The 17,013-nt window shown below is 51.7% G+C and carries 9 protein-coding genes; 4 read left to right on the top strand and 5 right to left on the bottom strand.

Annotation, left to right across the window (positions count from 1 at the left end):
* The first annotated feature begins 290 nt into the window (after window positions 1-290).
* Both B5F54_RS02825 and B5F54_RS02820 read left to right on the top strand, forming a co-directional pair.
* Window positions 291-1,133 carry an AraC family transcriptional regulator gene (locus tag B5F54_RS02825; protein WP_087230183.1) on the top strand — a complete coding sequence of 281 codons (843 nt, stop codon included), beginning with the start codon at window positions 291-293 and terminating at the stop codon, window positions 1,131-1,133.
* 86 nt (window positions 1,134-1,219) lie between these two features.
* Window positions 1,220-1,777, top strand: a complete 558-nt coding sequence (locus B5F54_RS02820; RefSeq protein WP_087230180.1) for a DUF1836 domain-containing protein — start codon at window positions 1,220-1,222, stop codon at window positions 1,775-1,777.
* Window positions 1,778-1,876: 99 nt separating this feature from the next.
* Here B5F54_RS02820 and B5F54_RS02815 read toward each other — a convergent pair whose 3' ends face one another.
* Entirely contained in the window at window positions 1,877-2,659 is a 783-nt protein-coding gene (locus B5F54_RS02815) for an exodeoxyribonuclease III (RefSeq protein ID WP_087230339.1), read from the bottom strand.
* A gap of 506 nt (window positions 2,660-3,165) precedes the next feature.
* Here B5F54_RS02815 and B5F54_RS02810 point away from each other — a divergent pair.
* Both B5F54_RS02810 and B5F54_RS02805 read left to right on the top strand, forming a co-directional pair.
* On the top strand, window positions 3,166-3,681 hold the full coding sequence (locus tag B5F54_RS02810; RefSeq protein WP_087230177.1) for a peptidylprolyl isomerase: 516 nt from the start codon (window positions 3,166-3,168) through the stop codon (window positions 3,679-3,681).
* Between the two features lie 139 nt (window positions 3,682-3,820).
* On the top strand, window positions 3,821-5,560 hold the full coding sequence (locus tag B5F54_RS02805) for an ABC transporter ATP-binding protein (protein ID WP_087230174.1): 1,740 nt from the start codon (window positions 3,821-3,823) through the stop codon (window positions 5,558-5,560).
* A gap of 105 nt (window positions 5,561-5,665) precedes the next feature.
* Here B5F54_RS02805 and B5F54_RS02800 read toward each other — a convergent pair whose 3' ends face one another.
* From B5F54_RS02800 to B5F54_RS02785, 4 genes are all read right to left on the bottom strand, one after another.
* Window positions 5,666-7,021 (bottom strand): sodium-dependent transporter, encoded by a 1,356-nt coding sequence (locus B5F54_RS02800; protein ID WP_087230171.1) that lies wholly within the window; start codon window positions 7,019-7,021, stop codon window positions 5,666-5,668.
* A 341-nt stretch (window positions 7,022-7,362) separates the two neighbouring features.
* On the bottom strand, window positions 7,363-7,785 hold the full coding sequence (locus B5F54_RS02795; protein ID WP_087230168.1) for a MarR family winged helix-turn-helix transcriptional regulator: 423 nt from the start codon (window positions 7,783-7,785) through the stop codon (window positions 7,363-7,365).
* A 381-nt stretch (window positions 7,786-8,166) separates the two neighbouring features.
* Entirely contained in the window at window positions 8,167-15,504 is a 7,338-nt protein-coding gene (locus B5F54_RS02790; protein ID WP_172749513.1) for an Ig-like domain-containing protein, read from the bottom strand.
* A 416-nt stretch (window positions 15,505-15,920) separates the two neighbouring features.
* On the bottom strand, window positions 15,921-16,991 hold the full coding sequence (locus B5F54_RS02785) for a tetratricopeptide repeat-containing glycosyltransferase family 2 protein (RefSeq protein WP_087230162.1): 1,071 nt from the start codon (window positions 16,989-16,991) through the stop codon (window positions 15,921-15,923).
* Window positions 16,992-17,013 lie beyond the last annotated feature (22 nt).

Raw genomic sequence — 17,013 nt, 5'->3', positions numbered from 1 at the left:
ATTTCCCCATTCTTCCTAAAGATAATATACAATAAGGTGGATCGAAAAACAAACCACCCTTTAAGTGCTTTACATCTGGCATATCTCAATTTTAAACAATATATTTACTATGTATTAAAAAATTCATAAATAACAATTCATATTATAACCGATAACAAGACCAATTTCAATGAATTTTTGGTATAATTTAAGTTTTCTTTTTCGATAATTGCCACAGAGTCATTGCACAAAAGCGCCCGAGGAATTATAATAGAAATACCCAACACCCGCGTTTCATTGGAGGGATTGGCATGACGAACGAAGAATTCCGGCGTTCCTTTAAGGTGCCCCACCACAACAATTTGGGGCTTGCGGTGTACAGTTGCGGTGTGCAGCGCTGCGCTGCGGGCCACAGCTGGGGACCTGCGATCCGCGACCACTATTTGATTCATTATATCGTTTCGGGGCGCGGTATTTTTTCTGTTAAGGGAAATGAATACAATCTTTCCGTAGGAGACGGCTTCCTAGTCGTGCCGTCCTGTGTTGCTTCCTATGCTGCGGATACGGAAGAACCATGGGAATATTGCTGGGTGGGATTCAATGGCAGCGATGCCAAACAGCTGGTGGATCAAACGGGGTTAAACGAAGAAAATCCTGTCTTTCATTATGAACATGATGGCAAGCTAGAGGGCCTGTTAACCGATATTTGCAATGTATCCGGTTCCACCCCTGCTGCCGAAGCCCGCATGCTGGGAGGGCTCTACCTTTTCATGGCAGAGTTAATCGATCATTTAGGGAACGCCTCTACGCAGCGGACAACAGGGTACGAGTACGTACAAAAGGCCATCAAATTTATCGACTACAACTATTCGAGAGACATCGACATCGAGGACGTTGCAGAGAGCGCTGGTATTAGCCGCAGCCACCTATACCGCATTTTCATGCAGCATGTCTCCATGCCGCCGAACGAGTATTTAATGCGCTACCGAATCAACAAGGCGGCTGCGCTTCTCAAGGCGGGGAATCTTTCCGTAGGAGAGGTCGCCTATTCCACTGGTTTTTCCGATCAGCTGTATTTTTCGCGTGTTTTCAAACGGCACATGGGGGTTCCCCCCAGCCGTTACCTAAATCAAAAAAAGAACGAATCCACATAATTGTTTGTATATGGGATGCTTGCCCATTCGGGAAGGTCCTAAAGGACCCGCATTCCGTTACAAACATTTTTTAGAAAGGAGTTTCTATGAGCGAAGCTGCCGCCCGAGTCCAAGAATGGATCAAACAAATTCAACAATACCGTCCGGTAGAGTGGGACCGCCTTCCGGAAATCTATCTGTATATGGATCAGGTCCTGACCTATATGAATAAGCAATTGGAGCCATTGGCACGCACGGAGGATACCAACCTGCTAACCTCCAGCATGATCAATAATTACGTCAAGGACGGCGTGCTTCCACGCCCGGAACAGAAGAAATATTCACGCGAACATTTGGCCATGCTGACGGTCATCTGCATGCTAAAACCGGTGCTTGCCATCCCCGACATTGATATGCTTCTAAAAGGGCTATTGGAGGACAACAGCAGCGCCAATATGTATGAGCGGTTCTGCTCTGCACAGAGTACCGCGTTGCAGGATGTCTGCAAGCGCGTAGAGTCCGCTTTACCAGAAGGGGAAGCGGGTCTTTCCCGCCTGGCAATTGAACTTTCCATTGAGGCGGATGCACGCCGCACCACCGTGGAACGAATTCTAAGTGAACTCGATGCGGCAAAAAAGAAAAAAGAAGATGGCAACGCCGAATAAATCCATCCGGCGTCAGCCGCTGTTCATCGATGAAACAGCCGGGACGGTCCTAAAATAAAGGGCCCCCGGCTATTTTTCTACCGATCTGCCATGAACTTGTTATACAGAGAGCCTTTTCCCACCGGATGCATCTTGCAGAAGGAGTTCCACGGGGCAATGGTCGCTTCCCATCACCTCGGCATGGATCTCGCTGGCCTGTACCCGGTCACGCAGCCGTTCCGAAACCAAGAAATAGTCAATGCGCCAACCGGCGTTCTTTTCCCTCGCGTGAAACATGTAACTCCACCACGTATAAGCTCCCGTGAGATCAGGGTGTAGCCACCGGAAGGTATCTATAAAGCCGCTGTCCAAAAGTTCGGTCATCTTACCGCGCTCCTGGTCGGAAAATCCTGCGTTCCCCCGGTTGGTCTTTGGATTCTTCAGGTCGATCTCCTGATGCGCTACGTTCATATCCCCGCAGATCACCACCGGCTTCTTCTCATCCAACCCTTTCACATAGGCGCGGAAGGCGTCCTCCCATTCCATGCGGTAATCAATGCGCGCCAATTCGCGCTGTGCATTGGGCGTGTACACGGTCACAAGATAAAAATCGGGGAATTCGAGGGTGATTGCGCGCCCTTCCCCTTCGTGCTCCTCCGCACCGATCCCATATTGTACCGAAAGCGGTTCCAGCCGGGTAAAGACTGCCGTGCCAGAGTACCCTTTCTTTAACGCAGAATTCCAGTACTGTTGGTAGCCTGGCAGGTCGATTTGCGCCTGGTCCGGCTGCATTTTCGTCTCTTGGAGGCAAAAGACGTCTGCGTCTGCCGCGTGGAAGTAATCCAAAAACCCTTTATTTAGACAAGCCCGCAGGCCATTGACATTCCAGGAGATCAATTTCAACATACATCTTCCCTTTCATTGATAGCATTTCGATTCCTATGATCCGTCCGCGTTAGAGGTATCTATTAACGCTATTAACGCGGAAAAACGATTTTTTACCATTCTCCAGCAAATTGAAAACCTCTGGGTTTGATACGGTCTTCCTAAAAAGGAAAGCCTCTTTCTCCTTGGTAGACAATCCCTAATCGGTCCTGTTTCCAAGTCATAGCTTTCCAAAAGCTTTTTCCATTATAGCATAGGGGCTCGAAAAAAGAAAATCCTTTTCTATATCGAAAAATAGTGGCGCCGCCTTGATGATTCCGGAAAAGCACGTTATAATATCTTCACGGTATCTCCTGGCGCAAATGAAATCCGGCATCACAGAAAGTTCGCCGCCTTCCAACGCCTAGGGGAACATGAAACCATAACAGAAACCGCAAGGCGTTTTCTGTTCAAACGGGAGGCCATCCGGCCTCTCTATATGGTATAAAGAATCGTGCAAATGGTCAATGGAAGGAGAGAGCACTATGCAGCATCCCATTATCACAATTGAAACCAATGAAGGGGTTATCAAAGCCGAGTTGTATCCGGAAATTGCTCCAAATACGGTGAACAATTTCGTCTCCCTCGCTGGGAAGGGTTTTTACAACGGCACCATCTTCCATCGGGTCATCCCCGGTTTTATGATCCAGGGTGGCGACCCGCAGGGCACCGGAATGGGCGGGCCCGGCTACAGCATCAAAGGAGAGTTCTCCGGAAACGGTTTCCCAAACAACCTTAAGCATACGCGCGGCGTCCTTTCCATGGCGCGCGCCATGAATCCCAACTCCGCCGGTTCCCAGTTTTTTATCATGGTGGAAGACGCCCCACACCTGGACGGGCAGTATGCCGCCTTTGGCAAGGTGATTTCCGGCATGGAGGAAGCCGACCGCATTGTAAACGTCAGCCGGGATTACAGCGACCGGCCTTATGAAGAGCAGACCATCAAATCCATTACAGTGGAAACCTTTGGAGAGTCCTATCCTGAACCGGAAAAAGTTTAAGGGACGAAAAAACTATTTGATCGATTGTAAAGGGAAACATATCCTGAATCTGGAACAGATTTGGGATATGTTTCCCTTTTGAGGGAAGCTGTGCGGGAGTTTTCCCTCTGATCGTTTTCATTTGCATTGAGGAGGTACTATGCACGTTTTCAAAAAATTTGTCAAATACTATAAGCCGTATCAATCCGTCTTCTGGATGGACATGTTTTGCGCACTGCTGGTCAGCGCAGTTGACCTGGCATTCCCCCAAATTCTAAACTGGGCCACCAAGGATCTCTTTGCGCACGGCGCGCAGGCAATCTATCGGATTCTCCCCTGGATGGCGATTGGGCTGTTGGTGATGTATTTTCTCCGCTTCCTGGGCCGGTATTATATCACCTATCAGGGCCACGTCATGGGCGCGCGCATGGAGAGCGATATGCGCCAGGACCTGTTCGATCATTTCCAACGCCTTTCCTTTTCATACTACGACCGCAACAATACCGGCGAAATGATGAGCAAATTGGTCTCGGATCTGTTTGACATCTCGGAGCTGGCACACCATGGCCCGGAGAATATTTTCATCTCGCTGTTAAAGATTCTCGGCTCCTTTGCGCTCCTGCTCTGGATCAACGTGCCGATGACGCTGATTCTGGCCGCGGTTACGCTCATCATGCTGCTCTTTTGCATCGACCAAAACAAAAAGATGCGCGCGGTCTTTATGGACAATCGCCGGAAAATCGCCGGCGTCAACTCACGGGTCCAGGACAGCCTGGCTGGCATCCGCGTGGTAAAGTCCTTTGCCAACGAGGAATTGGAACAGAAAAAATTCGAAAAGAGCAACCTTGAATTCCTCGACTCCAAGGAGCGGAATTACCGGCGCATGGGCAGTTATCACGCGGGGAATAATTTCTTCCAGGGGATTCTATTTACCACCGTGCTTGTGTCCGGCGGCTACTTTGTCGCCCGCGGCGATATCCTCTTGACGGACCTGGCCGTTTATGCGCTCTACATCAACATTTTTATCAACCCCATCGATGTGCTCATTGAGTTCACGGAGATGTTCCAAAAGGGCTATTCCGGTTTCAAGCGCTTTTTAGAGGTGGTGGAAACACAGCCGGAAATTGTGGATGCCCCCAATGCACAGGAGCTTACCGATGTGCAGGGAACGATCGACTATCAGAATGTTTCGTTCAGCTATGACGATTCCAGCAATGTGCTGCAAAACATCCAGATCCATATCGAGGCGGGAAAAACCATCGCGTTGGTCGGGCCGTCCGGCGGCGGGAAGACCACCCTTTGTTCCCTGCTTCCCAGGTTTTATGATGTAACGGAGGGCTCTGTGTCCGTAGACGGAAAAGATGTGCGCAGTTTAACCCTCAAAAGCCTGCGCAGCGCGATTGGGATTGTCCAACAGGACGTCTATATGTTCGGCGGCACCATCCGGGAGAACATCGCCTATGGGAAGCCGGATGCAACCATGGAGGAAATCATCGAAGCTGCCAAAAATGCCAATATCCATGATTTTATTGTCAGCCTTCCGGATGGGTACGACACCGACGTTGGGGAACGCGGGACACGGCTTTCCGGCGGCCAAAAACAGCGCTTATCCATCGCACGGGTATTCTTAAAGAACCCCAAAATTTTGATCCTCGATGAGGCAACTTCCGCCTTGGACAATGAAAGTGAACAGCATATCCAACAAAGCCTGGAACGGCTCGCCAAAAACCGCACCACCATTGTCATTGCCCACCGTCTTTCCACGATCCGAAACGCGGATGAAATCCTCGTCCTGGACGACGATGGGATTCAGGAGCGCGGGGATCACAAAACGCTTCTCGCAAAAAATGGGATCTATGCAAAATATTACAACATGCAGTTTGAAGGTCTGGAAGCATAAACGTAGCTTCTTCCCTGCCTGCGCATTCCTGAATACAAACACAGGCCTTTTACACAGAAGGACGCCGCCCGGATAGACTCCGGGCGGCGTCCCTTTTTCTTTCAATCAGATGGTTATAATCCCCAGCGAATTCAGCACGGAACTGACCAGAATTGCAACAATAAAAATTGGCGCGACATACTTAATCATCACTCGGAACAGTTTTTCCCTCTTAAATTTGGAAGATAGCCTTACTTCCTCCACTACAAGATCGGGCTTCACAACAAACCCAATAAAGATGCAGGTCAGGAAAGCCACGATGGGCATTAGAACGCTATTGCTGATAAAGTCAAAGAAATCCAAAATGGACATTCCCAAAGGCTGAATAAAGTCCCAAATGCCAAAGCCGAGCGACGTCGGAATTCCAATAAGCAGCATTCCAATGATCACGATCATACATGCCATACGGCGGCTCCATTGGAATTTATCCTGCAAAATGGAGACAACCGTCTCCATCAGGGAAATTGAAGAGGTCAGTGCTGCAAATAGGACCAGCAGGAAAAAAGCGCTGCCGATCAATCCGCCCAACGGCATGCTGGCGAATACTTTCGGAAGTGTGATAAACATCAAGCTTGGGCCGGCGCTTAACTGCGCTTGGTCCCCACCGGAGAAGACAAAGACCGCAGGGACAATCATTAGGCCCGCCAAAAAAGCAATTCCCGTGTCAAAGATCTCAATCTGTCCCACAGATTTTTCCATATCCGCATCCTTTTTCATATAGGAGCCATAAGTAATCATAATTCCCATTGCTAAGGACATCGAATAAAACAGTTGTCCCAAAGCTGCCAGCACCGTTGTAGTAGAAAATTTGCTAAAATCCGGGAATAGATAATATTTTACGCCCTCTATAGCGCCGGGCATGCAAACTGTATACGCGGCAACGGCAATGGATAAAACGACCAGGAAGGGCATCAGAATCTTACTGACCTTTTCCACGCCTTTCTCCACTCCAAGCAACACGACGACTGCTGTTGCGATGGCATAAACACAGAACCAAACGATCGGCTGTGCCGTTTGAGCCGTAAAATTGGCAAAATAGGTTTCGCCTGCCGCCGCATTTCCCTGGCCACTCAGAAAAGCGGCAAAATACTTCACGACCCAACCGCCAATCACGCAATAATAGGGCAAAATAATCATCGGCACAACGGACGTTAACGTCCCTATAAAGGAATATTTTTTATTTAACGCTCGATATGCTCCAACTGCACTCAGCCCCGTTTTCCGCCCAAGTGCTATTTCTGCGATCATCAGGGAAAAACCAAATGTAATCGCCAAAATCACATAAACCAGGAGAAAAATACCTCCGCCATATTTTGCCGCTAAATATGGAAACCGCCAAATATTCCCTAAGCCAACGGCAGAACCCGCAGCTGCGAGCACAAAGCCAATCCTTCCAGAAAAACTACTCCTACTTTTTTCCACAAAAGCTCCTCCTCATTTCCTATTTATTTGTCATTCCGCCATTACAGTTCAACGGGACTCCATTATGACATATTTTGCACAATTTTTCAACTAAATTTACAAATTTTATATTTTTTTGCCAGCTGGACGAGACCTCTTCCATTTGAAACGCCTCTCCCGGCGTCTCCTGCGGCAGAGGCGTTCCAAATGGCTTACAATTTTTCCCCATAGAAAATCCTGTTTCAAAGACCATGTTTGAAACAGGATTTTCTCATCATAGATTTTTCCTTTTGAAGCACATCTAAAAATATGCATCCGGGGCCGGTTTGCATGGGAGTTATGAATCCACCAATGGCCGCCCGTCACATCAATTCGTCCGCAATTACTCGCAGAATTTCTTCCAGCCGCTTCACATCTTCCGGGGCAAAACGTTTTCGGATGTTTTCCATCACTTCATGGATATAACTATCGTTTATACGGTAATAGTCCAAGAACTTCTGCGTGACCTCCAGATGGTATTCGCGCTTATCCGACGCGGAATTGACCTTGTTGATATAGCCTTTCCTCACAAGGGAATTGATCTTATACGTGGCGTTCGGCTGCGAAATATTGACAAAATCGGCAAACTCCCGGATCGTTGGCCCTTTCATTGCATAGATCACCTCTACAGAAAAGGCCTCCGTAGCACTCAGCCGATTGTTGGATTGATCCATCGTGTGGAAAATATTTTTATAAAAATTCAGCTTAAACTTCGTATAGATTTCACGAAAGGTTTGCTCCAACATGGCGATTCTCCTTATGGATTTCCGGCACAAAAGTCCAATTCCATTCTTCCTCCACAGCCTTTTGTAGCCAAGCATCCATCCCATATAATTAAAAAATTTTAAGTATTATTCTACCATACAATGCCGATTTGTCAATAGACGCGCGGCAAGCTTGTTGACAGCCACAAAAACAGGCCGAATCTTCCCCACGTTTTGCGCCTTTTGATTCCATTCTGGTTTTCACAATCGTTTTGGGGTATCCCCCTAACACTCTGCCCAAATGGAGATTGCTGGGTAGTTCACAAATTTTCAAGAAAAAGCGCCCCTGGCCAGTTCCTTCTGGCCAGGGGCGCCGCTGCCCGATTGGATGTTACAAACCCATTGGGAGCAAAAAACCGATTCTTATTTGACAGTCACAACACAGTGCAGCTGCGGGTTCTGTCCTGGCAGGGTCGTATAGACGCCTGTGCTGCTGCCCGGCGTGCCAATAGCCCACACGCGGAAGTAATAGTCGTTGCCAACCTTTGCAACGTACTGCGTCTTGAGCACATCGCCATTGCCAACGGTAAAGCTGGGAACAGCTGTCGTGCTGCCAACTACAGTCATCTTGAAGCAATAGGCGCTGCCTCTCTTGATCGCAAACGGCAATGTCGTATCCGAGACAACATAGATCTGCGTCTGGACATTCTGTGCCGCCGTGATGACCGGCGAAGTCACAGCAACCGTTGTGCCGCTTCCGGAAGGCTTATTGGAGCTGTCCGAATGGCTTCCACCGGAGCTGCTGCCGGAATTCTTCTGTACAAGCTTGGCAAACAGAGCTCTTGCTTCATTCACCGTGCTCTGAATCTCCGGCTCGTCGTCCACACTCAGCATCGGATTGTTGTACATGATTTCCGCTCTCTTGATCACCGCAGCGAACGGCGTATAGCTCTCTGCGGTATAATCGGACGGGTCAACGTCCTGCATTTCCTTTAAGAGCTCTTCCAGCAGGGACTTATCTGCCTTCAGCCGGAGCGCCGCCATCTTATTGGAAAGATCGACAGCCGCTTCGTCAACCACTCTCTGTCCGCTCTCTTCCGTGAGGGACTTCGCAGTGGCAAGGGAACGCTTAAATGCCTCGTTCGCCTCTTCATCGGGGATGTAATCCTCGTCCAAGACCAACAGGATTTCTTCGGCCTTCGCAATGACGGTATTCAATACCGACAAGTCCGCCTTGCGGTCGAGGGCAAGCATCGCTTCGAGGAGCGTTTCCGCCGCCTCGTCGACCTCCGGCTGCAAAGCGCTTTCGTCCGCATAGACGCCCTTCGCGTTTGCAAGAGCTGCCTCCAATTCGGCCTTTCCTGCCTCTACAAACAGGTCCAGATCGAGCGCTTCCGCTGTGTCGATCAAGTCCTTCAAATAGGTCTTATCGCCAGACTTGAAGTCCAGGAAGTGCAGAACCATCATGAGGTCCATATGGGCCGCATCGATCTGCGCCTGGGTTGCCTCTTGATCTGCATAAACCTCTTTTGCACGCTGGAAGCGCGTATCAAACGCCTCCTGAACCGCCGGGATCAGGCCCTGCGTATTGCCCGCGTCCACTTCCTGCTGGGCCGCATCGATGGTTTGCTTCAGAAGCTCCTTATAGACGATATCAAACGTGAAGCTCAACGCCTGATCCATACCGTCCATGGTGCCGGTATACAGATACTCGGTTGTGTTGGTCACTTCCTGTGCTACATCATTGCAGAGGATCGCGCGGAACTCTCTGCCTTCGTTGCGCGGCTTAAAGGTCAGGGCAATGATTTCGCCCTTCTTCAGGTTGACACGGTACTGGTTGATCTTGTCTGCAAAGCTCTGCTGGACGCCGTCCACCCACAGGGAGACATCCTTACCGGAGTAAGAAACGGTCAAGAGATGTTCCTGATTCGGGTCGTTATCCTCCAAAACCACCTTGACGGTGACAGCGGAAGCCGGCATGGTGAAGGTATACTGTTCGCCAGCCACCACTTCGGTTGTATCAACAGGGTTATTGTCTGCATCCACAACCGTAATGGAGTGGAACTGCTTATCCGCAGCGATGTCCGCAATGTTTACCGTAACGGTCTGGCCTTCCTGCGCCTGCTGGAGGTCGGTCGTAACGGTTGCGCCTTCCACCGGCTCTGTCACTACAGGATAGGTGTCCGCCGTAGATTCGCTGTGGAACTGGATGGTATAGGTCTTTGTATTTGCAACACTGCCATCCTCCGGCGCGATAATCACTTTCGCTGTGCCGTTTGCACTGACGGCCGGGACAATCGTAACGGATGCATTGTTGGTCGCCTCTGCTGTTACGGCCGGAACCGCCGCGGAGGTGAGCTCTACGGTGTACTCCATCTTGGACGCATCAAAGTCTGCGAGCGGTTCGCCGTCGATCTTGATGGCATTGACGGCAAAGTCCGACTTCGCGACGGCATCCTTGCCGAAGTACTGCAATTCCGTCACACCCAGGCAGGCAGTCCCTGTCGGGGTCATGTACACACGCAGCATGCAGGTCTCCACCGGGTCGAAGGTGATTTCCATCATCTCACCGGTCTTTACCGCGGGCTTGCCGCCCACATAGGATACTTCCTGCCAATTGCTGTCGTCGTTCAGCGGGCTGTCCGCCATGTCGCGGACATGGCCGCGCGGGTTGTTCGGGCCCAGTGCGGTTGTGGGGCCATCCGGCAGGGTAAAGTCGATCGGGCCGGTATAGTATTCCACTCGGTAATCGGAAGGCTTCTGCGTGCCGCCGGAAGAACCTTCGTCATAGAAGCCAACCTTCAGGGTATCCACAAAGCGGTTCACAACGGCGCCGCTGTTGCCGATGATAACAGCAACCCAGTTTTCCGTACCGCCAGCATTGCGCTGCCAGTCGCACCAGATATTCTTGCCCTCTGCATCCGAAGTTGCAAAGGAGATCTTTCCATCGTTCAGCTTATCCACACGGTCCGTCGATTCGGGGACGTCGTTGGTATAAGAAGCGATGGCAAACGGAAGCTCGTAGCCGTTCTGAAGCTCTGCATAGTTCTTGCTGACGACCACATCCTGGCTCGTCACACGGACGCTCGCAATAACCGGCAATTCCGTTCCGTCCAATTCCGCCACGCCGTTGACCAGCACGACGGTTCCTTCCTCGACCTTAAAGTCGTCTGCGGACATCGGCTCCCAGGTGACCGGGACTTCCGTGTTCGTCGTTCCATCGCTGTTGTAAACCGTAACAATTTCCGGCAGCGACGGGGTATTGCCATACGGCGTAGCTGCGGAAACCTGCTGTGCCGCAATCGCGTCTTTTACAAGGACGGTGGCCGTCGGTTTGAGCTCCTGTCCTTCGACGGTGCCCTCCACCGTAAATTGGCCATACGCTGCGTACTGGCTGGGATCAATCGCATCCCATTGCACGGAAAGCTCCCGTGCAAAGCTGTTCGCCACGTAAGCGGTAACCTTCTCCGGCAAAACCGGGGCGGTGTTCAACTTGGTCGTAACCGAAACAGCATCATAGAACTGTACGACAATCGGCTCGGTTGCCGCTGCAATCGTCAGGGCCAACGGCTCGGAAGCGACCGTCTTACCGCGGTAAGTGACCTCTGCCACAGCTTCCACGGCGCCTGCCGTATGCGCTTCGATCTGTCCGTTGTTATTGAATTTCACCCAACCCTTTTGTTCCGCGTCGGTCGCCGTGACGGTGTATTCCACCGTATAGCTGCCGCTGGACAGGGTCGTGCCATCTTCCATGGTGGCGGTCAAGGTGAACGGAACCAACTCGTTTTCCACCAGATCCGTCTTATCCGCAGAGAGTACCACGCTCTCCAACGTCGCGTCGCTGCGCTGGAACTGGATGGTGTAGCGGTTGGTTGTTCCATCTTCCGCGGAAACAATGATGCTCGCGGAACCGTCGTTGGTCAGCGGCGGGACAACAAACGCAGATGCATTTGCTGCGGGAACTGCCGTGATCTCCGGGATCGAATCGTTGTAGCCGAGCACATATGTATACGAATAGGTGGTCGGTGCAAACCCTTCCAAATCCTCGCCGTTCAGCTGCAATGCCGTCAATGTAGCATCACTGCTCGGCACCGGCGCGGTTGTAATATCCGAGTACACTTTCAGCTCCGAAATACCCACCGGCTTGAAGGTGCTTGCATCGCGCACTTGCCCCTTCATGGACAGGCGGATAAACTTCGCATTCACTGCGTCAAATGTGATCGAATATTCGGTGTTCACATCTCCCTGTGCAACATTAAACCCAGAGGTTTTGCTCTGATTTTCTACATTGGTCCAATCGGCGCCGTCGTTGCTGTATTGGACGATCAGCTCTCTCGGCTCCTTGGTCTGTCCGTCTGTGAAGAAATGCACGCCAACCTTGCTGATTGTGTACGCTTCCTCAAATTCGACGCTTACCCAGGAATCCTCCAGGCCGACGCCGCCATTCTGCCAGTTGTTCCAAGAGGGACTAAAGGCGATGGTTCCATCGTTGATGCTGTCGGACATATTATGCCCGGTTCCAACGTTATAGGAAGCATTTGCCTTCGGATACGTCTCTCCTGCTGCACGGACGGCCACATTCGCGCCTGGGACCGACTGTTCCCCTACGCGGATATACGCAGTCGCCTTCATATCCTCCGGGATGCCCTCCACGGTGCCGAGCTTGGTGATGGTCCCCTCCTGGGCAACTTCCTCTTCGGTAATGGTCTCCCAGGCAACCGCCATGCTCTGTTCGGTGCCGTCGCTGTACACGACCTTGACCGTCTCCGGAAGCGTGGGAACCGTGCCGGTGCGGGTGACCATGCGGGTATCGCGCACGCCGAGGACGCTCTTCACAATGACCGTGATCTCGACCGTTGCGCCGTCCACATCGCCGCGGACCGTGATGGTGCCGGGCTGTGCCAGCTGCTCTTCCGGAATCTCATCCCATACAACCGGGACCTCTTCCTTGCTGCCGTCGCTATAGATTGCCATAACAGTCTCCGGCAGATCCGGCCGCTCGTTGACATTGGTCACAACGGTTCCAGGATTGTCATAACCCAGGATATCCTTGCCCTCGCCCGCATTCTCCGTTGTATAGCAGGTGATCGAGTCGCTGGCAAGGCCGTCGCCTGTCGCCGTCAAAGTGAAGGAACCGTTTTCCTTGGTGGACTGGACAATCACCAACGCCTTGCCGCTGAAAGCCTTGCGCTTCCACACGCCGTCGTAGTCCTTATAGCGCTCCCAGCTCGGGGAGTTGCCGTTGTCCACGCCGACGATCTTGCCGTCGCCGGTGATGTTGAAATACATCTGGTTGTCCGCCGTGGGCACAAAGTTTCCGTCTGCGTCTAGGACGTCCACCGTGATGTAAGAGAGGTCGCGTCCGTCGGACTCGATGACCTGGCGGTCTGCGGAGAGCGAAATCGCCGCTGGGTCGCCTGCGGTCGTCACAACGTCTTCCGCCACGATTTCATCGTTTTCATCGTATGCCACAGCCTTCAGGGTGCCGGGCTCGTACGGAATGCGCCATTCCAGATAGAGCTTGCTCTCATTGTCCGGGTTCACCTGATAGACGACATCCTCGCCCTTTTCATCCTGATACGGAGTGATGGTGGCAAAGGTCTGCTTGCCAAGGGATTCGCCGTCCTTGAACAATTCGACCGAGCGCGCATTGGAATAAATGCGGACCGGGATTTGCCCGTTCACCGTCACCTGGGCGCGCAGGGAGGCGTCGTCCCAGTTCCAGTGCGGCATGATATGGACCATGGGGTTCTCCTCAACGGAGGTCCACTGGCTCTCATAGAGATAATAGTCGTCCTTTACGAAGCCCGCAGTATCCACAACGCCAAAGTAAGAATTCTTCGGCGGCGCGTATGCATTCTGGTTCCACGGGGTCGGCTCGCCGATGTAGTCGAAGCCGGTCCAGACAAATTCTCCCAAGACAAATTTCCGGTCGCGGTTTGCGGTCCAGCTCTGCGTCGCGGTGCTGCCCCAGCCCACGTGGTCGTTGTCATAGGAGGACTGCTGGTAATCCGGGTGGCTGCCGGAGTCTCCGGTACCCTCGCTATCTGGGTGCGCATAAACGCCGCGGCTCTTGGTTGCAGATGAGTTCTCCGAACCATAGATAATCCAATCCGGATGCGTCGCGCGGAGGGTATCGTATTTATACGGATAGCGGTCGATATAGTTCATACCGACGACGTCCATCTTGTCCGCTACTTGGATGTATGTAGAGGTGGTATCCGTCGCGCTTCTTTCGCGGAACTTGTCCTCGCCCATTGTGCAGGGGCGGGTATCGTCGATCTCCTTTGCCCAATCATATAGTTTCTGCGCGGTCTCGGGGCCTCTCGCATTGTCCGTGGCATAAATTTCATTGCCGAGGGACCACATGATGATGGAGGGGAAGTTCTTTCCGCGGTTGACCATGGTCTTCAGGTCAAATTCCGCCCAGGTCTGGCCGGGGGTTGCCGTCGGGTCCGTCGCTTCCATTTCAAAGAAGCGGACGCCATAGTCGTAATTTTTCTTTCCAAGGAACCACGAGTCAAACGCTTCCTCAATGACCATCAGGCCCAGCTCGTCGCAAACCTGCAACAACTCGTTGGACGCCGGGTTGTGGGTGACGCGGATAGCATTGACGCCCATCCCCTTGAGGATTTCCATCTGTCTCTGGACGGCACGGTAATTCGACACCGAGCCCAAAGCGCCCTGGTCGTGGTGCATACACATGCCGTTGAGCTTCATCCACTCGCCGTTGAGGAGGAAGCCGTCGTTGACGGTAAACTCCGTCCAACGGAATCCAAAGCGGCTCTCATAACGGTCGGTAACAACGCCGTCCACCAGAATCTCTGTCACCAAGTTGTAGAGGTTCGGGTCGTCCACGGACCATAGGGCCGGTTCTACCGCGGAGAGCACCTGCTCCACCGTCTCAGTTTCGCCGGCTGCTACAGCAACGGGCTCCGATTCCACCGGGTCAATGAGGACGCTCTCGTCTTCATAGCCCACCATGGAGGTCCGGACGGTGACCGTCGCTTCATCCTCCGAATCGTTCTGCACCTGGGTTGCCACATTCACGGTAACATCCTGGCCGGAGGTGTATTCCTCCTGCAGGTCCGGCGTGGTGATCTTCGTGCCATAGCGCGCTACATGCACCGGTTCCGTGACCGTCAGGTGGACGTCACGGTAAATGCCGCTGCCGGAATACCAACGGCTGGTCGTGCCTTGCATGCTATCGATCCGGTTTTCCGCCCGTACCGCGATTACGTTCTCCGTCTCGCCGTCGCAGACTACCAGGTCCGTGATGTCATAGGAGAACGGCGTATAGCCGTACGGATGGCGGGAAACCAATTCCCCATTCACATAGGTATAACTGTCCATATAGACACCGCCGAAGTCGACGGTAATCCGCTTGTCCGCCATCTCCGGCGGGAGGGTGAACGTCTTGCGGTACCATCCGATACCACCTGCCAGGTGGCCGATCTCGGAAGTGGTTGCACCATTGGTAAAGTCAAGCTCGATGCTCCAGTCGTGCGGTAGGGTGACATCGCGCCAACTGGAATCGTTGAAATTCTTCTCCTGTGCGCCCGAAGCATCCCCGAGATAGAATTTCCAGTCATCGTTGAATAAAATCTGCCGGTCCATTTCTGTGGCGTCCTCCGCCACATTGCTCTGCGCGGCCGTGCTGTCCTTCACGTCCTCATCGGTGAGGGCCAGCGCGCCGGTGAAACTCCCCATGGCAATCGTGCTTGCCAGAAGCAATGCAAGAAGCCTTCTTCTCTGTTTCACTTGTGAACAAACCTCCTTTTCAAACGGTTTCTCTTCTTCATATCTTCGCTTCCAAAATTTTTTTAAAACATCTCCTCCTTCATAAAAATCCAAAAAGAGCGTCCGTGTCATATCCCTTAAAAAAGACCTCTGGGTCAAGATTCTGCGGATATGCATAATGATTTACAATAGACGCCCTAAGATATTGTATATAGTATCATTTTTCAAAAGGAACTACAAGGCTGAAACCACAATCCTATAAAAAAATTCGCTATTTGTGCAAAAAAATAATTGTTTTTCTTTTTTCCTTTTTTCAAAAAATGTATCTGCCTGACAAATGCAATATTTGACTGCATTCGTCAGGCAGATCTTTACATATAAAACAGGGCAAGAAACTTTATAGACTAGCTAATAAATATACAGATTGATATCTATTCTTATCGTATTTTTATAAAATAAATATGATTGTTTCTGCAAGCCTCTGATTCGGGCTTACAACGCCATGCCATGTCATTGTATTGGTTGGCTATATCGAATTCCCCCAGCCGGTCGTAGCAGACACATAGCTGCAAATACGGGATATAATCATAGCAATCCGGCTGGACAAACGCCCCCGATTGATCGTCCCGCGTCCTGCCCGCCGCAGTCTCGTACCAAAAGATCGCCTGCTGGTATTGCCCCCGGTCCAAAAAATGCTTGCCAATATCACAGCATACCTCCGCCCTGGGTGCATCCAGCTCCAGGCTGCGCAGCAGGGAACGCAAAGCGTCTTTTTCATTGCCGAGCGCATATTGGCAGTATGCCAACTGCCGGCATGCATCAATAGAATTTTCTATCCATCCCCGCCCGCCATCCAAAAAGTTCTGGAATATCTCTGCCGCCTCTTGAAATTTTCCATGGGCATACAGTTCCCTTCCATAATAGAACTGCTCCCGCGGCGAAAGTATTTTTCCCAACGCAAGCTGCTTTTCGTAGATCCGGAGGTTGCGGTCCGGGTCCCCAGGACCGATCTTCTGATGGGTGACGGCGGCCTTCCCATATGCAATCGGTTGGACCGGCGTGATGACCTCATGGACTGCCCCCTCCCATCGCATCCCCTGGCCATTCCGGATCAAACGCTCCCGATAGTAAGAAAACGTCGGTTTTCCTTGTGCATCAAACGCGATGTGATAGGGCAGCATAACCACCTGCACCGATGGGTCCAATGTCTCCTTCAATTCCAGAAGGGCCTTCGTATCCGCTTCCAATAGGACATCATCCGCATCCATCCACATGCAGTAGTCCATCGTCGCTTTGGAAAAGGAAAAATTCCGCGCCGCAGCAAAATCATCCGACCAGGCGAAGTCATAGATCCGGTCCGTATAGGACCGGGCGATTTCCTTGGTACGGTCCTCTGAACCGGTGTCCACCAGGATGATTTCATCCACGGCATTGCAAACAGAATGCAGGCATCTCTCCAAAACGGCCTCCTCATTGCGCACAATCATACACAGACTGATGGTCACCATCGCATTGTCCACCTTCCATTCG

Source organism: Anaeromassilibacillus sp. An250, from assembly GCF_002159845.1.
Classification (GTDB): domain Bacteria; phylum Bacillota; class Clostridia; order Oscillospirales; family Acutalibacteraceae; genus Anaeromassilibacillus; species Anaeromassilibacillus stercoravium.
The sequence above is the reverse complement of the archived record's forward strand: the minus strand, read 5'-3'. Positions and strand labels throughout refer to the sequence as shown.

Coding starts and splice junctions, on each gene's coding strand:
- B5F54_RS02825 (WP_087230183.1), top strand. CDS start 291: ATGACGAACGAAGAATTCCGGCGTTCCTTTAAGGTGCCCCACCACAAC.
- B5F54_RS02820 (WP_087230180.1), top strand. CDS start 1,220: ATGAGCGAAGCTGCCGCCCGAGTCCAAGAATGGATCAAACAAATTCAA.
- B5F54_RS02810 (WP_087230177.1), top strand. CDS start 3,166: ATGCAGCATCCCATTATCACAATTGAAACCAATGAAGGGGTTATCAAA.
- B5F54_RS02805 (WP_087230174.1), top strand. CDS start 3,821: ATGCACGTTTTCAAAAAATTTGTCAAATACTATAAGCCGTATCAATCC.
- B5F54_RS02795 (WP_087230168.1), bottom strand. CDS start 7,785: ATGTTGGAGCAAACCTTTCGTGAAATCTATACGAAGTTTAAGCTGAAT.
- B5F54_RS02785 (WP_087230162.1), bottom strand. CDS start 16,991: ATGGTGACCATCAGTCTGTGTATGATTGTGCGCAATGAGGAGGCCGTT.